The sequence below is a fragment of the Capnocytophaga sp. H2931 genome, assembly GCF_002302535.1.
Classification (GTDB): Bacteria; Bacteroidota; Bacteroidia; order Flavobacteriales; family Flavobacteriaceae; genus Capnocytophaga; species Capnocytophaga canis.
In genome coordinates this window covers 2,084,668-2,100,602 of record NZ_CP022381.1, presented here as the reverse complement: position 1 = coordinate 2,100,602, position 15,935 = coordinate 2,084,668, and the positions used below count along the sequence as shown (strand labels likewise).

The following is a 15,935-nucleotide window of genomic DNA, read 5'->3' as shown; positions in this document are numbered from 1 at the left end:
TTTTTCGCTTTTAATCCAATAAACTTTTAGAAAAAAATGATTATTACCAAAGCCGAATTTGTTGTCAGTAATTCCGATGTAAGTAAATGCCCTAACGAACCACTTCCAGAGTATGCCTTCATTGGAAGATCAAACGTAGGGAAATCTTCGTTGATTAATATGCTCACAAACAACAAGAATCTGGCAAAAACTTCTGGCAGACCTGGAAAAACACAACTTATCAATCATTTCAAAATCAATAATAATTGGTTTTTGGTAGACTTGCCTGGATATGGATATGCACGTGTTTCAAAAAGCACCAAAAAAGTATTTCAAAAGTTTATTACACAGTACTTTGAAAAACGCCACCAGTTGGTTTGTGCTTTTGTTTTGGTAGATGTGCGTCACGAACCTCAGAAAATCGATTTAGAATTCATGTACTGGTTAGGGGAAAATAGCATTCCGTTCGCAATTATCTTTACCAAAGCCGACAAACTAAAACCCAATGCTATTGAGCGAAATGTAGAAGCATACAGACAAACTCTACTGGAAACTTGGGAGGAATTTCCACCATATTTTGTCACTTCATCGGAGAGCAGATTGGGAAAAGAAGAGCTATTACAGTATATTGAAGATATCAATAAAAGTCTGCGATAGTACTTATGAAGAGAAGAAAACGAATTAGTCAATGTCCAAATTGCCAAACGATGCTCTCGGCACAGGATAATTTTTGCCATAATTGTGGACAAGAGAACCATTATAATGATTTCTCTATCAAAGAATTAACAAGTGATTTTTTTGGGTCGTTCATCAACTTTGACAATAAAATTTGGAACACACTCAAAACAATCTTACGCCCAGGACAAATTACCAAACAATACGTAGAAGGAAAACGTATTCGTTTTGTACCTCCTTTCAAATTGTATTTATTTTTTTCCTTCATTTTCTTTGTGATTTTGAGTTTTTCTTTTCAAAAAGCTTCACATTCGGGTTTCATGCAACGTCTGTTCACAAGTATTAATAAGTCGGTAACGTCCACGCAATTGAAAATTACGGAGGCTGAATATATGCAACTAAAAGATGCAAATTCTGACCAAATTAAATCATTTATTGACAGTATTTTCAAACATAAAAACAAATGGAATAATCTAAACAGGAAAACTTTCAACAATTGGGCGGATAAAAATATATTCTCAGATTTTCGAGTAGGAGTTTTGGATAATCAATTTAGTATAGGAAGTCAAAAAATTGCTTCCAGCTATGTAGTATTTCTCAATAAAAAACCTGAGTTTGATACTATTTGGGTGGGAAGATATCAACTTACTCTCAAAGAATTAAAAACCGTTTACGAAAATAGTTCCCAAACAGATTCCTTAATTACAACAAAATGGAAAGAGCTTGACCGTTTTGAACATATCAAGCTCCGCAATTTGATCAAGCAAGTGGGCGTTTTTACCTTCGGAACTGTAACCCAGATGACGGAGTTTACGGATACACAAATAGCGAAATACTTATCTATCACATCCTACACTATGCTTTTAATGATGCCTTTTGTGTCCCTATTGTTGCTTATTTTCTTTCGAAAAAAATACAAAAAAATGTACATACACCTAATTCATTCCTTGCATTTGCATACGGTAATCTATTTATTTACAAGCATTTTGATGGGAATATTTTTATGGAGTGGACTAAATACTTTTTTTTGGATATTGTATGTAATTTGCATGGCTGGACTGGTCACTTATTTTACAATTTCTAACAAAATTTTATATGAGGAACCCATTTCGAAAACTATATTTAAATCATTGATACTCACATTCTTGTACTTTGCAACATCTTTCTTTATTGGAATGTTAATCGGATATGTTTCAGTTGCGTATATGCAATAGCTCAATACGGCATTTTTTTGTCGTACTGAGCTATATTACAAAAGTTAAAACAACTTGATACACAGAAAATTACATGTATCAAACGTGTTTTTTGTAACTAAAACATTCCATTAACTTTATAGAGCATTTTTGATAATATCTTCGATGATTTCAGGGTTCACCAAAGTAGTTGTATCGCCTAAGTTTGACACATCATTAGAAGCTATTTTTCGTAAAATACGACGCATGATTTTTCCACTACGGGTACGAGGTAAACCAGTAACAAACTGTATTTTATCTAATTTAGCAATGGCTCCAATTTTATCAGCTATGAGTTGATTGATTTCACGACGCACATTGTCATGCACACGTGTTTCATCTTTAAGAATCACAAAACCGTAAAGAGCATTTCCTTTGATGTCGTGAGGAAAACCTACAATGGCCGACTCTGCAACAGCAGGATGTTCATTGATAGCATCTTCGATAGGAGCTGTTCCTAAATTATGACCAGAAACAATGATTACATCATCCACACGTCCCGTAATTCGGTAGTAACCAACCTCATCACGGAAAGCTCCGTCACCCGTAAAATATTTTCCTTCATATGCCGAAAAATAAGTGTCAATATATCGCTGATGATCTCCATAAACGGTTCGAGCCATTCCCGGCCAAGGAAATGCAATACACAAATGTCCTTCTCGAGAATTTTCAGTAACTTCTTCTTTATTTTCTTGCATCAGAACAGGGAAAATCCCAGGTAAAGGAAAAGTGGCGTAGGTTGGTTTGGTTGGTGTTGCAAACGGAATAGGAGCAATCATGATACCGCCTGTTTCGGTTTGCCACCACGTATCGGTAATTGGACAACGTTTTTTACCAATGTGATCGTTGTACCAGTGCCATGCCTCTTCATTGATAGGCTCTCCAACCGATCCTAAAATTTTTAATGATGACAAATCGTATTTCTGAGGAAACTCCAACGACTGCTTAGCTAAGGAACGAATTGCAGTTGGAGCTGTGTAGAATTGACTAACTTCATGTTTCTCAACAACTTCCCAAAAACGTCCAAAATCAGGGTAAGAAGGTATACCTTCAAAAATTACAGTTGTAGCTCCATTCAAAAGTGGCCCATAAACGATGTAGCTATGTCCCGTTATCCAGCCAATGTCGGCCGTACACCAATACACGTCGCCATCCGAATATTGAAAAATATTCTTAAAGGTAAAAGCTGAATAGACCATATATCCTGCGGTTGTATGTACGATTCCTTTAGGCTTGCCCGTTGACCCTGAAGTATATAGGATAAAAAGCATATCTTCCGCCTCCATTGTTTCAGCGGGACAAAATTCAGAAGCCTCTTGAAATAAAGGTACTAACCACATATCACGATTAGAGTACATTGTAACTTTTTGGTGCGTATGTTCCACCACTAACACTTTTTCAACACATTGACATTCTTTAAGAGCTTCATCAACAATATTTTTTAAAGGTATTGTTTTCTCTCCTCTCAATCCACCGTCTGCCGTGATAACCATTTTACAGTTAGCATCATTGATACGTGATGCTAATGAAGACGATGAAAACCCTGCAAAGACTACCGAATGTACAGCTCCAATTCTCGCACATGCTAACACAGCAATTGCTAGTTCTGGAATCATTGGAAGATAAATGCACACGCGGTCTCCTTTTTTTATACCTTGGGATTTCAGTACGTTTGCCATTCGGTAAACATTTCTGGCTAAGTCATTGTATGTTAACTTTCTAACAGGAGCTTTAGGATCGTTTGGTTCCCAGATAATCGCAGTTTGTTCGCCTCGATGTGCTAAATGTCGATCAATACAATTCTCGGTGATGTTGAGCGTTGCTCCTGAAAACCATTTTACCTCGCTTTTCTCTTTATCCCATTCTAACACAGAGTCCCATTTCTTACGCCATTGGAAATTGTTATTGGCAATAGTTTCCCAAAATTCAATGGGGTCATTTTGAGAAAGCCGATAAATATCGATATATCTTGCCAAGGAATTAATGTTGTAGTAACGTTCGTTCAAGGCTTTGAGCGACTCGTGGATTTTCTGTGAAGAGTTCTCTAAATTTTGAAGATTTCCGGTAGATTTTTTTTCGTATTTCATAATCAGAATCAATTTGTTTGCGATAAAAGTAAGGATATTTTTTGAAAAACCAAAAAAAAACGAAGCGAATCGAACAAAATCGAATAAATATATTCTTCTCCCAGCAACCCTACTATCACAAAAAACTTATAATTCAAATTAATTTCATATCTTTGCTCCCTAACTAAAAATATAAATAAAATTATGTATCCACCAGAGTTGGTAAAACCAATGATAGAAGAGCTAACAAATGTTGGTTTTCAAGAATTAAAAACGGTTGATGCCGTTAAGGAAGCATTGAAACAATCGGGAACAACCTTAGTTGTAGTGAATTCGGTATGTGGTTGTGCGGCACGTAACGCACGTCCAGCAGTGATTGAGAGTCTTCAAAACGCAAAAAAACCTGATCATTTAACAACCGTTTTTGCAGGAGTTGACCGTGAGGCAACGGAAGAAGCTCGTAATTTCATGTTCCCTTTCCCTCCATCATCGCCTAGCATAGCTTTATTTAAAGATGGAGAATTAGTGCATATGTTAGAGCGTCATCACATCGAAGGACGTTATGCTGAAACTATTTCGGATAATTTGAAACAGGCTTACGACGAGTTCTGTTAATCAGAAATCCACACAGGTGTTAGAAAAATCAAATTTGTATAGCACTATCATTCCGAAAGAGCGAGGAATTTTTGTAAGTCGATAATGCAAATATTCCTCGCAAATTTGGAATGAAACCAACCCTTTTGGGATAAACTGTTTTATTTTATATCCTATGAAAATAATATCCTATCCGCTTAGTGCTCTGCATTATCTCATTTTTGGGAGTTTACTTCTTATTTTCCATCCAATACAATGGATTGCGATTCACGCTTTTGGTAGAAAAACGCATAAAGCAGTAGTCGATTTTTTGAATTTCTTGTTAGTACACGTAATGTGGATGACAGGCAATCGTTCTTATTTAACATTTGAATCTCCTTTACCTGAAAACACACCGCTGATTTTTGTTGCCAACCACCAGAGTGTGTATGACATTCCTCCCTTGATTTGGTTTTTACGAAAATATGCGATTCGCTTCGTAGGTAAAAAAGAATTAGGCAATGGAACTCCAAGTATAACAATAAACCTACGCCATAATGGCTCAGTATTAATTGACCGAAGTAAGCCACAAAATGCTATACCTCAGCTAATAGAATTTGGTAAATCATTACAAGCAAACAATGATGCTGGGTTTATTTTTCCTGAAGGAACACGAAGGCGTGACGGAAAACCAAAACCTTTCAAAACCAAAGGATTAGAAGCCATTATGTCACAAATGCCTGATGGATATGTAGTGCCTTTGACAATTAACAACTCATGGAAAGTACTCAAATACGGTGCTTTTCCAATGGGATTGGGAAATAAAATAACCTTTTACGTGCATACACCCATAAAAATAGATCTAAACAATATCAATCAACAAATCATGGAGGTTGAAAAATTAGTCGTTTCGAAAATAATTTAAGTGTAGAAGCAAGTTCTAAGTTGCTTATTAAAAACAACGGTATGGAATGTAGTTGCTAATAATCTTTACTTATTCCATACTCTTTAACAATAAACAGTAGTTTTCGCATAAGAAAATATGAAAAAAGTTGTAGTTGGTTTAAGTGGTGGAGTTGACAGCAGTGTAGCTGCCTATTTGCTACAACAGCAAGGATACGAGGTTATTGGACTTTTCATGAAAAATTGGCATGATGATTCAGTAACAATCTCAGATGAATGTCCATGGTTAGAGGATAGTAATGATGCACTATTAGTGGCCGAAAAGTTAGGAATTCCGTTTCAAACGGTTGATATGAGTGAGCCTTACAAGCAACGTATCGTCGATTACATGTTCAGTGAGTATGAAAATGGACGTACTCCAAACCCTGATGTGCTGTGCAATCGAGAGATAAAATTCGATGTTTTCATGAATTTAGCCCTCAGTTTAGGTGCTGATTATGTGGCAACAGGGCATTATTGTCGTAAGGAGGAAGCGGATGTTGAAGGAAAAAAAATATACCGACTTTTAGCAGGAAAGGACAGTAACAAAGACCAATCCTATTTCTTGTGCCAATTATCTCAAAATCAACTAAGTAAAGCTCTTTTCCCAATTGGTGGGTTACAAAAATCTGAAGTTCGTGCCATCGCGTCCGCACAAGGGCTGATAACTGCTGAAAAGAAAGACTCGCAAGGCTTATGTTTTGTTGGAAAAATACGTCTTCCTGAGTTTTTACAACAACAATTACTCCCGAAAGAAGGAAAAATTATTGAAATTCCAAATGATTGGGAAGGATATACAAAACGGCTTCAACAGTTAAATTTTGAATCGTACGAAAGTGAGTTAGAATTTCGTTCAAAGCGTTTTACGTATCAGCCTACTGATGGAAAAGTAAAAGGAAAGCACCAAGGAGCTCATTTCTTTACAAAAGGGCAACGGAAAGGACTGAATGTTGGAGGTACACCTGAGCCACTTTTCGTTATAGAAACTGATGTAAATCAGAATATTATCTACGTAGGTCAAGGCAACACTCACCAAGGTCTATTCCGTTCAGCACTGTTCATCAGAGAAGAAGATATGCATTGGGTACGACCTGATTTGGCTCTAAAAACAGGAGATAGTAAGGACTTCATGGTACGCATTCGTTATCGACAACCGCTTCAAAAAGCCACTCTCCACAAGGTAGCTAACGGGCTGTACATTGATTTCAAAGAGCCACAAAGTGCTATTACTGAAGGACAATTCGCAGCGTGGTATGAAGATGACGAGCTTATTGGAAGCGGAGTAATTAATTAAAAACCAGAAAGATACGCTTATGAAATTACTTAAAAGAAATCCTTTTGGACATATTTTATGGATAAAACGTTGGGTAATTCGGGTTTTTGGATTCATCACACACCGACGCTACAACGGAATCAATCAACTAAACATACAAGGCTCGGATATCATCCGTCAATTGCCAGAAAACAATGTCTTGTTCATCTCTAATCATCAGACTTATTTTGCCGATGTGGCTGCTATGTTGCATGTTTTCAACGCAAGTTTAAAGGGACGAAAAGACTCACTCAAAGGCTTTGGTTATCTGTGGAATCCAAAACTGAACATATATTACGTAGCGGCCTCTGAAACGATGAAATCAGGCATATTACCTAAAATTTTAGCATATGCAGGAGCCATCACCGTTGACCGAACTTGGCGAGAAAAAGGTAAAGATATCCAAAGAGAAGTGAAACAAAGCGATGTTGAAAACATAGGGGTGGCACTTGATGATGGATGGGTCATCACCTTCCCTCAGGGAACAACATCTCCTTGGAAACCAATACGCAAAGGAACAGCACATATCATCAGGCAATATAAACCCATCGTTGTGCCTATTGTCATTGACGGATTTCGCAGATCGTTTGACAAAAAAGGAATAAACTTCAAGAAAAAAGGTATTCAACAATCCATGGTCATTAAAGACCCTTTACAGATTGATTACGAAAATGAAAGTGTAGAGCAAATAGTTGAAAAAATAGAATTGGCGATTGAGCAACACGAAACATTCAAAAAAATTAACTCAACAACATAGCTTTCTGAAAACGTTTTCTTCAACGTATATAAATTTAACGTATTTCTCGTTAAGATAAATTTAAGATTTACAGATATTTTTTATTCTTATTCATAAAATTATCATAAAAAATAATTTATATGAGAATGTTTTTGCAAAAAAAATTGTCTAATTAAGGTTTTTTTTAGACTTTTGCCCAGAGATGATTTTCAATTATTTTTAAATAAACAACTATGGAAGAGAAAGAATTTTTAGAAAATGAAGAAATTTTTTCAAAAGCATTAAGAGCTGGAAGAAGAACTTATTTCTTTGATGTGAGAGCTACACGTGCAAAGGATTATTATCTGACAATCACAGAAAGTAAAAAATTCACACATGAAGACGGTTCTTTCCATTACAAAAAACATAAAATCTACTTGTACAAAGAAGATTTTGAGCCATTTAAAGATATTCTCAATGAAATGACAGGCTACGTTTTCGAGGAAAAAGGTGAAGAAGTTATTTCAGAAAGACACCAAAAAAATTTCAAAACAAGAGCATTTCAAGGCTATAGTATGGATGGCTACAACTCTACCATTAATCTCAACTTTGAAGATTTACAATAATATTTTAACAAAAGTTTGTTTTCTTTTTGAAGACAAACTTTTTTAATTTTATTTCATAACTTTTTCAACTCCTGTTCCAAATTCTTAGCAAGTCCAAAGAGATATTTGAACTGTTCCAGATAGAGTTGGGTTTCACGCTTTGAAATTGGACTTTGTTTTGAAAGCTCCTGTTTTTCAATAATATTTTGAACAGATTTATGGAAATTTTCTACGAAAATTTCATAATTCTGAACATTTACAGTGAATTCGTTTGTAAGTAAAGCTAAATTCATTTCGAGCGATGTAATGAGATCATCTATCGCTTGGTTAAAAACGTCTTTTGGGAAAGTTGTTTTATGAGCTTTCAAACGAACACCCAAGGAAGCCACAGACGAAAGGAACGACTGCTGGATTACGATAATCCCGTAGGTTAGGGCTGTTTTATTTCGCTTGGATTTAGGCTCTTGCATCATCCGCTGGAAAGTAGCATTGAGATTGGAAAGTGCTAAAAATGCTTCTTTTCGAGATATTTTATACGCATTGGTAATAACTTGATCTGTATTAAAAACGGACTTCACTTGCTTCAAATAGCCAATGTTTGCGCGAATGGATTTCTGAATAGCTTCGCCATAGGTTCGGTACTCCCACGTAGGCAAAATCAGGTAGTTAGCCACGAACGCAAGTCCTACACCGATAGCCGTATCGAGTACTCGATCGTGAATCACAGCATAAACATCGGGCGAAGCTAATGCAAACATAAAAATAGCACTAATGGTGATGAAAATAGATGCGTACATATAATTCTCCTGCATCAATCCAAAAGCAATGGGCATACAAAGTACCCCAACATAAAGATGTAAAGTCGGATTCGGAAAGAGATATATTACCGCAAAAGCGACTACTCCACCTAAAATTGTTCCGTAAATTCGATTGAGCGACCGCTCTTTGGTAAGCCCAAACCCAGGACGCATAATGATGAACAAAGTTAACACAATCCAATACGCATTACTAATCGAAAAATAATCGCCTATTAGAAAAGCAATTAGAGTTGTTATTGAAATTCGAATGGAGTGTCTAAAGAAAGATGATTGTAACGAAATATGATCTTTCAGTCGTTTCCATGAATAGCTTTGGGAACTTACAAACTTTCGATAGCTCTCTTCATCACGTTTGCCTATATTACTTTGGTAATAATTTTCAAAAATAACTCGTATGTTTTCAATAGAATTATACTGATTTTCAATATAGATGTAAAAATTTCGAATAGTTAATACTTTTTCTTTGTCCGAGTCTCTATTGTTTTGCGTCTTAAACTCATTATTTTTTTGTTGTATGAGCAACAGCTTTTCTTGTAGCGAATTATCCAACTGAACACTCTTGCGAGAACCAATATAAACCGACATTTGTTGTAACTGCCGAGAAAGTTCTTCTAAAAAATCGGAATAAAATCGTAATATATCCTTATTTTCAGCAAATTCCTTGTCAATTTTTTCATATTGCACAGGATTTGCCAGAGCTAATTCAAAAATATCCACCAATTCAATGAACATTAAAAATTGTCTCTGCAAATAATCGGTTTTACCTGATTTACTACGTGAATTGAGAATAACATCACGCAATTTTTCGTAATTTTCATTCAGAAGAGTCTGTAAATCAATCATTTTTTTAAATCCCTCATCTCTGTCCTCGGACAGCAACAAACGGGCTCGTACCGAAAAAAAATCCGCTGTAAGCGAAAAACATTTACCCAACAATTGCTCACTGTATTGACGCGGTTTTATCCATAAATAGAACATAACTAGCAAGATATACCACACCCCACCGATGAATATATACAATAGATGTAAAAAAATGCCTTCGCCTTGCTCAATGTGCGATAAAGTTGATGCAATGCTGAATAATCCTGAGAAAGCTACCATGGAAGCTCGATGCCCATAAAGGGAAATATAGGCATTGAAAAACGTTAGTAAAAATATGGTTATCAACAAGATATAAAAGTATGGAAAGGCTAAATTCACGAAAAGGCAACTCATCATTGCCAAAAGTGTTGCCACGAGTAACCCTCCGATGTGATGCTTACGATTTCCAGGAATATCACTCGGTGAAATAGCAATAATGGTTAGCCCTATTGGGAGACCTACTTCCAAAGCATTAAAGTACCAACCTATTCCAATAGGTACCATAACTGCTATAGTTTTGAGTATGCCTTTGAAGAAAGAAAAACTTTTAAAAAAAGAAATGATTCCTAAATACATTTTTTTTGAGTATATTCGCCACAAAAATACGAAAGTTTCTCGTCGAAAGATCTCACAACTGAGAAAACTTCACTAAGGTTAGTTACTCCAAAAGGAAATTTGAGTAAAGCTGTGGAGAAAAGTTACGTTTTTGGAGTTATTCTATTCATGGTAAAAGTATTCAGAATCAGACGAAAATAACAATGGAAAAAGATATCAAAAAAACGGTGGAAACGCTGACTAATGGAGGAACAATACTTTATCCAACGGATACAGTTTGGGGGATTGGTTGCGATGCCACTAATGAAGCAGCAGTAACTAAAATTTTTAGTATAAAACAACGAAACGAAAGCAAAAGTTTGATCGTTTTGGTAGATTCTGAACAAATGTTACGTGATTACACAGAAGATGTTGCTGATGTAGTGTTTGATTTTATTAAAAAGAACCCTGAACCTACAACAGTAATCTATCCAAAAGCAAAAAATTTAGCAAAAAACGTTATCGCAGTAGATAATTCGATTGGAATACGTTTAGTTCAAGATGATTTTTGCCAAAAAATCATCCGACAGTTCGGAAAACCGATAGTCTCCACTTCAGCAAACATTAGTAGCAAACCTACTCCAAAGATTTTCAAAGAAATAGAAGCCGAGATTATTCATAACTGCGATTACGTGGTGCGATATCGCCAAATGGATACAAAAGTAAAGTCACCTTCTCGATTGGTGTTTTTTGATTCGAACGGAAACATAGAATTCTTAAGATAAGATTATGAACATATTGAATACCAAACAAATACGTTACGACAAAGCCTATATGCGAATGGCTATGGAATGGGCTAAATTATCACACTGTAAGCGTAAGCAAGTGGGGGCAATCATCGTTAAAGATCGAATGATTATCTCCGATGGTTATAACGGCACTCCAACAGGATTTGATAATTGTTGTGAAGACAACAATGGAGATACGAAATGGTATGTACTTCATGCTGAAGCTAATGCAATTATGAAAGTTGCGGCTTCAACCCAATCGTCAGAAGGGGCAACACTTTACATTACCATGTCGCCTTGCAAAGAATGCAGTAAACTCATCCACCAATCGGGGATTAAACGAGTTGTCTACAAAGAACTTTACAAAGATGATGAGGGAATTGATTTCCTCAAAAAGGCAGGTGTAGAATTGGTACATCTATCGGAAACCGAAGATGTTTAACCTACAATCATCCCTGCAATGGTTGCCGACAAAAGAGACGCTAACGAACCACCTAAAACGGCTTTCAATCCAAATTCTGACAATGTTTTCCGCTGTGTAGGAGCCAACGAGCCTATGCCTCCTATTTGTATGCCGATTGATGCAAAATTAGCGAATCCACAAAGCATATAGGTAGCGATGATAATGGATTTGTCGTACATTAAATGTGAAGCAGAAGCCACGTTCTTTAAATCTGCTAACTGCGTATATGCCACAAACTCAGACGATGCCAATTTAACACCTAACAATTGTCCCATTAGCATCATGTCCTCTTTAGCTACTCCAATGAGCCACATCAGAGGTGAAAATAGCACTCCAAGAATCATTTCCAATGACAGAGACTTGTAGGAAGTATTCTCACTAATGATTGTATTAAGCGAAGTAATATCGCCAATCCAACCGAAAATGTAGTTTATCATCGCAATGAAAGCTACAAAAACAAGTAGCATAGCTCCTACGTTGGCAGCTAATTTTAATCCCTCGGTAGTTCCGTTAGCGATAGCATCCAATACGTTTGAACCTACATTTTCTACCGATACTTTGGATTCATTTGAAAAATTTTCAGTTTGCGGATACAATATTTTTGAAATCACAATGGCTCCAGGAGCTGCCATTACGGATGCCGCTAGCAGATGCTTCGCAAAGATCAATCGCAACTGAGGATCGTCTCCTCCTAAAAATCCGATATAAGCAGCTAAAACACCTCCTGCAACAGTTGCCATACCACCAATCATGACCAATAGCACCTCTGATTTTGTCATTTTTTGTAAATATGCTTTAATCATTAGGGGAGCTTCTGTTTGTCCTAAAAAGATATTTCCTGCTACCGATAAACTCTCAGCTCCTGAAATTCCTAAGAATTTGGATAGCACCCATGCCATTCCTCGCACAACAATCTGAATAACACCCAAATAGAAGAGAAGCGAAGTTAGTGCAGAGAAGAAAATTATGGTAGGTAGTATTTGAAATATGAAGATAAACCCGTAAGTGGACGCGTCTAATAATCCACCAAGAAGAAATTCACTTCCCACTTTAGTAAAGTCTAAAATAAGAACAAACACCCCTCCGATTTTCTCGAAAATCGCTTGGACAAAATCAACTTTCAACACCCCAACGGCCAGAGATAATTGCAAGGCGAGTCCAATTCCAACAGTTTTCCAATTGATTTTCTTTCGGTTACTACTAAACAAATAGGCTATAGCCAATAAAACCACCATTCCAAGAACTCCTCGCCATAAACTCTCAAAGGTAAATCCTTGGCTTGGAATTGTTTGTGACATAACTTCTGAACTTTGAGCCTTTCCTATCCACGGGAAAAGAAAAAGAATTAGTATCGTTCTCATACGTATATTTTTATTATTCTACATTAGTCAAGTTTTTCAAAATTCGCTTTAATGAGTTTTCGTAGACTTTGTAACAATCGTATTGCCCCAACATATGATTATAATCATTAAAATAGTGATAAAAACTCATTTTACGCCATTCTTATTTAATAAGTGCATCTATTTTTGTATTAATCATCTGTTTCTCTTCGAGTTATCTCATCACGCAACTCTGCCGCTAATTCATAATCCTCACTCTCAATACATTCCTCAAGCATTCTCTTTAACTCACTCATTGAATGTCGTTTGAAACGAGCTCTTTTCTCTTGTATTTTTTCATCATCCTCAATGTGAAGAGTCGGAGATTGAGGTTGTGGTTCATTGGGTTCAGGAATGTAAATTCCTGCCTTCTGTAATATAAAACGGTGTGTAAAAATAGGTGCATTGAATCGTAAAGCTAATGCAATGGCGTCACTGGTACGAGCATCAATAATATGCTCCTCTCCATCTCGTTCGCAAACCATATTGGAGTAAAAAATACCGTTTTCTAATCGATTAATAACTACTTTAGTAATATTTACATTGAATTTTTTGGCGAAAATCTTAAATAAGTCATGCGTCAACGGGCGTGGAGGAACCACATTTCGTTCTAATTCCAATGCAATTGCCTGAGCCTCAAAAGCCCCGATGACGATAGGCAATTTCAAATCGGACTCTAACTCATGTAGGATCAAAACAAAAGCCTCGTTTTGGGAATGACTATATGAAATTCTCTTGATGTAAAGTCTAACAAAATCCATACGTAAATTAAAAAAATGATTCGAGGTGTAAAAGTAATACAAAAAACACAATTTCGGAAAGTTTTTTCACAAAAAAGAGAAGGAAAATTAAATAATTTTTACTAAGTGTGGCTTTTTGATTTACTTAATCATTTGGATATCTGCATAATCGAAATAGTAAAGTCAGTTATTGTTTCAGAAGTAAATAACCTCTGCATAAGAAACTGCATCGTATCCTTGAAGTTTTTAATAAACAAAAATCAATCGACTACTTTACTCGTAATCGATTGATTATTAAATGTTATATAAATTTACTGCAGTTCAATCACCATTGCTGTTTTTCCTGCTATTTGTAAGTCCTTTTGCAATGTAATATTTTTGCCTGAGATAATATCTTTTCCTCCATAGAACCCTTTTAGACTTTCATCAAAACGATTTAAATCAAGCATTTGCGTTTCTTTATTTTGGTTAATAATTACCATAACCGATTCAGTTTCTGTGTATCGGAAATAAACGTACACTTCATCCTGAGGCAGATATTGTTTAGTTTTTCCGTAGTGGATCACAGGTTTTGTTTTTCGCCAATTGAATAATTTGGACGTAAAATTAAAATATTGTTTCTGTTCTTCAGTTCGTTGAGCTGGTGTAAACGCATTTTGTTTATCATCAGCCCAACCTCCTGGGAAATCCTGACGTATGTAAGCATCTCCTTTACTTTTATCACCTCGCATTCCAATTTCGCTTCCATAATAGAGTTGAGGGATGCCTCGAGCTGTAGCTAAAAGAGTCATTATCAATTGGTAATCTTTTACATCTTGATAGATTTCATTAATACGTGATGTATCGTGATTTTCAGCAAAAATCAATAAATTATTAATATCCTTATACAAAAAATCGTTTACAAAGTTATCATAAATCTGTATCATTCCTTTATCCCACGAAGGAGTCGCGCGAAAAGCCTCTCCAATAGCGTCGTGCAACGTAAAATCCATAACAGATGGCAAATACGTATTATAACTTTGAATGGCACTGATAGGGCTATCTTTTTGCCAGTACGATATTTGTGCTTGATCGTGTAGCCATACTTCTCCTACAATATTAAAATTAGGATATTCATCCATAATAGCTTTCGTCCACCGAGCAATTGGTTCTTTATCGTTGTAGGAATAAGTATCCACTCGAAGTCCATCCAAGTCGGCATATTCTATCCACCATATTGCATTTTGTATTAAATAATTCAACACCAATGGGTTACTCTGATTTAAATCAGGCATTGATTTTACAAACCAACCACTGACACAATATTTTTTATCAAATTCAGAAGTATTTACGTCCATTTGTGTACTCATGCGGTAGTTACTTTGAGCATAACCGGGGAACTGATGAATCCAATCATACGTAGGTAAATCATCAATCATCCAATGTTTCCAACCCCAATGATTGGTTACGTAATCTTTGATGAGTTTCATTCCGCGTTTGTGCATTTCCGAAGCAAGTCGCTTGTAGTCTTCATTAGTCCCGTAACGTGCATCTATTTGGTACACATCACTTTGTCCGTAGGTGTGATAAGAATAAGTTTCATCGTTGTCCTCGCACATTGGTGTACTCCATATGGCAGTAGCTCCCAAGGATTTAATATAATCCAAATGATTTATAATTCCCTGAATATCACCTCCATGTCTTCCCCCAGGGAGTTTTCTATCGGCCTTTTCATTGAGTTTCGGATTAGAATCATTTTGCGGATTACCATTAGCAAATCGGTCGGGCATCAGCAAATAAATGACATCCGAACTATCGAACCCTTTTCGCAATGCGGAATCTTCGCGACGTTTTTTAAGTTCGTAATTGAATGTAGTTATTTTTCTTTTTGAATTAAGCAATGTGATTTTGTAATTACCCTCGGGTTTATTCTTAGTATCGACAGTAACAAAAATATAGTTTGGGTTCTCTGTTTTGGTAACATTCACTATCGGCAATTCACTTTCGACTGAAAATTGTCCGATGTTCTTACCGTAAAGCATTATTTGTAATTCACTATGGTGCATATCTGCCCACCAAAACGGAGGTTCAACTTTCTGAATCTGAGCAAAGATGGGTAAGCTAAATAAAAACAGTAACGCTCCGAAACGTTTTCTGATAAAAGATGCTGTGTTATTTTTCATTATAAACGTATTTTTAAAATTTGTGAGGCTAATTTACAAATTACAGAACCGAAATACAAACATCTCACGTCTGAATGGGTTTAAGAAAAGG

14 protein-coding genes are annotated in these 15,935 nt (G+C 36.0%); 9 read left to right on the top strand and 5 right to left on the bottom strand.

Annotation, left to right across the window (positions count from 1 at the left end):
• Window positions 1-39: 39 nt before the first annotated feature.
• Entirely contained in the window at window positions 40-636 is a 597-nt protein-coding gene (gene yihA, locus CGC52_RS08900; RefSeq protein ID WP_095894504.1) for a ribosome biogenesis GTP-binding protein YihA/YsxC, read from the top strand.
• A gap of 5 nt (window positions 637-641) precedes the next feature.
• Complete coding sequence (locus tag CGC52_RS08895) at window positions 642-1,868, top strand: DUF3667 domain-containing protein (RefSeq protein ID WP_095894147.1); 1,227 nt, start codon at window positions 642-644, stop codon at window positions 1,866-1,868.
• Between the two features lie 116 nt (window positions 1,869-1,984).
• Here CGC52_RS08895 and acs read toward each other — a convergent pair whose 3' ends face one another.
• A complete protein-coding gene (gene acs / locus CGC52_RS08890; RefSeq protein WP_095894146.1) occupies window positions 1,985-3,973 on the bottom strand; it encodes an acetate--CoA ligase in 1,989 nt (662 codons plus the stop codon).
• Window positions 3,974-4,156: 183 nt separating this feature from the next.
• Between acs and CGC52_RS08885 the strand changes: the two genes are divergently transcribed.
• From CGC52_RS08885 to CGC52_RS08865, 5 genes are all read left to right on the top strand, one after another.
• Complete coding sequence (locus tag CGC52_RS08885) at window positions 4,157-4,567, top strand: BrxA/BrxB family bacilliredoxin (RefSeq protein WP_042007529.1); 411 nt, start codon at window positions 4,157-4,159, stop codon at window positions 4,565-4,567.
• A 154-nt stretch (window positions 4,568-4,721) separates the two neighbouring features.
• Window positions 4,722-5,450: a 1-acyl-sn-glycerol-3-phosphate acyltransferase gene (locus tag CGC52_RS08880; protein WP_095894145.1), complete on the top strand. Its 729-nt coding sequence runs from the start codon at window positions 4,722-4,724 to the stop codon at window positions 5,448-5,450.
• A gap of 117 nt (window positions 5,451-5,567) precedes the next feature.
• Complete coding sequence (gene mnmA, locus CGC52_RS08875; protein WP_095894144.1) at window positions 5,568-6,761, top strand: tRNA 2-thiouridine(34) synthase MnmA; 1,194 nt, start codon at window positions 5,568-5,570, stop codon at window positions 6,759-6,761.
• Between the two features lie 19 nt (window positions 6,762-6,780).
• On the top strand, window positions 6,781-7,536 hold the full coding sequence (locus CGC52_RS08870) for a 1-acyl-sn-glycerol-3-phosphate acyltransferase (protein WP_095894143.1): 756 nt from the start codon (window positions 6,781-6,783) through the stop codon (window positions 7,534-7,536).
• Window positions 7,537-7,748: 212 nt separating this feature from the next.
• The gene (locus CGC52_RS08865) at window positions 7,749-8,120 is read left to right on the top strand and encodes a PUR family DNA/RNA-binding protein (RefSeq protein WP_095894142.1); all 372 of its coding nucleotides are present in this window, start codon (window positions 7,749-7,751) and stop codon (window positions 8,118-8,120) included.
• A 53-nt stretch (window positions 8,121-8,173) separates the two neighbouring features.
• Here the strand turns inward: CGC52_RS08865 and CGC52_RS08860 are convergent, their stop codons facing one another.
• On the bottom strand, window positions 8,174-10,354 hold the full coding sequence (locus tag CGC52_RS08860; RefSeq protein WP_095894141.1) for an FUSC family membrane protein: 2,181 nt from the start codon (window positions 10,352-10,354) through the stop codon (window positions 8,174-8,176).
• A gap of 182 nt (window positions 10,355-10,536) precedes the next feature.
• Between CGC52_RS08860 and CGC52_RS08855 the strand changes: the two genes are divergently transcribed.
• Both CGC52_RS08855 and CGC52_RS08850 read left to right on the top strand, forming a co-directional pair.
• Window positions 10,537-11,097: an L-threonylcarbamoyladenylate synthase gene (locus CGC52_RS08855; RefSeq protein WP_095894140.1), complete on the top strand. Its 561-nt coding sequence runs from the start codon at window positions 10,537-10,539 to the stop codon at window positions 11,095-11,097.
• A gap of 4 nt (window positions 11,098-11,101) precedes the next feature.
• On the top strand, window positions 11,102-11,542 hold the full coding sequence (locus CGC52_RS08850; protein ID WP_042007540.1) for a dCMP deaminase family protein: 441 nt from the start codon (window positions 11,102-11,104) through the stop codon (window positions 11,540-11,542).
• On the opposite strand, the gene CGC52_RS08845 is transcribed toward CGC52_RS08850, so the two are convergent.
• The 3 genes from CGC52_RS08845 to CGC52_RS08835 all read right to left on the bottom strand — a co-directional run bounded on the left by CGC52_RS08845 (window position 11,539) and on the right by CGC52_RS08835 (window position 15,844).
• Window positions 11,539-12,861 carry a NupC/NupG family nucleoside CNT transporter gene (locus tag CGC52_RS08845; protein WP_369800760.1) on the bottom strand — a complete coding sequence of 441 codons (1,323 nt, stop codon included), beginning with the start codon at window positions 12,859-12,861 and terminating at the stop codon, window positions 11,539-11,541. The two genes, CGC52_RS08850 and CGC52_RS08845, sit on opposite strands and share 4 nt — an antisense overlap.
• A gap of 233 nt (window positions 12,862-13,094) precedes the next feature.
• On the bottom strand, window positions 13,095-13,703 hold the full coding sequence (locus CGC52_RS08840) for a bifunctional nuclease family protein (RefSeq protein ID WP_042345154.1): 609 nt from the start codon (window positions 13,701-13,703) through the stop codon (window positions 13,095-13,097).
• A 290-nt stretch (window positions 13,704-13,993) separates the two neighbouring features.
• On the bottom strand, window positions 13,994-15,844 hold the full coding sequence (locus CGC52_RS08835) for a glycoside hydrolase family 13 protein (RefSeq protein ID WP_095894138.1): 1,851 nt from the start codon (window positions 15,842-15,844) through the stop codon (window positions 13,994-13,996).
• Window positions 15,845-15,935: the final 91 nt, after the last annotated feature.

Excerpts from the sequence above, each read along its gene's own strand:
- CGC52_RS08895 (WP_095894147.1), top strand. The coding sequence starts at position 642 with ATGAAGAGAAGAAAACGAATTAGTCAATGTCCAAATTGCCAAACGATG.
- acs (WP_095894146.1), bottom strand. The coding sequence starts at position 3,973 with ATGAAATACGAAAAAAAATCTACCGGAAATCTTCAAAATTTAGAGAAC.
- CGC52_RS08885 (WP_042007529.1), top strand. The coding sequence starts at position 4,157 with ATGTATCCACCAGAGTTGGTAAAACCAATGATAGAAGAGCTAACAAAT.
- CGC52_RS08880 (WP_095894145.1), top strand. The coding sequence starts at position 4,722 with ATGAAAATAATATCCTATCCGCTTAGTGCTCTGCATTATCTCATTTTT.
- mnmA (WP_095894144.1), top strand. The coding sequence starts at position 5,568 with ATGAAAAAAGTTGTAGTTGGTTTAAGTGGTGGAGTTGACAGCAGTGTA.
- CGC52_RS08870 (WP_095894143.1), top strand. The coding sequence starts at position 6,781 with ATGAAATTACTTAAAAGAAATCCTTTTGGACATATTTTATGGATAAAA.
- CGC52_RS08865 (WP_095894142.1), top strand. The coding sequence starts at position 7,749 with ATGGAAGAGAAAGAATTTTTAGAAAATGAAGAAATTTTTTCAAAAGCA.
- CGC52_RS08860 (WP_095894141.1), bottom strand. The coding sequence starts at position 10,354 with ATGTATTTAGGAATCATTTCTTTTTTTAAAAGTTTTTCTTTCTTCAAA.
- CGC52_RS08855 (WP_095894140.1), top strand. The coding sequence starts at position 10,537 with ATGGAAAAAGATATCAAAAAAACGGTGGAAACGCTGACTAATGGAGGA.
- CGC52_RS08850 (WP_042007540.1), top strand. The coding sequence starts at position 11,102 with ATGAACATATTGAATACCAAACAAATACGTTACGACAAAGCCTATATG.
- CGC52_RS08845 (WP_369800760.1), bottom strand. The coding sequence starts at position 12,861 with ATGTCACAAACAATTCCAAGCCAAGGATTTACCTTTGAGAGTTTATGG.
- CGC52_RS08840 (WP_042345154.1), bottom strand. The coding sequence starts at position 13,703 with ATGGATTTTGTTAGACTTTACATCAAGAGAATTTCATATAGTCATTCC.
- CGC52_RS08835 (WP_095894138.1), bottom strand. The coding sequence starts at position 15,844 with ATGAAAAATAACACAGCATCTTTTATCAGAAAACGTTTCGGAGCGTTA.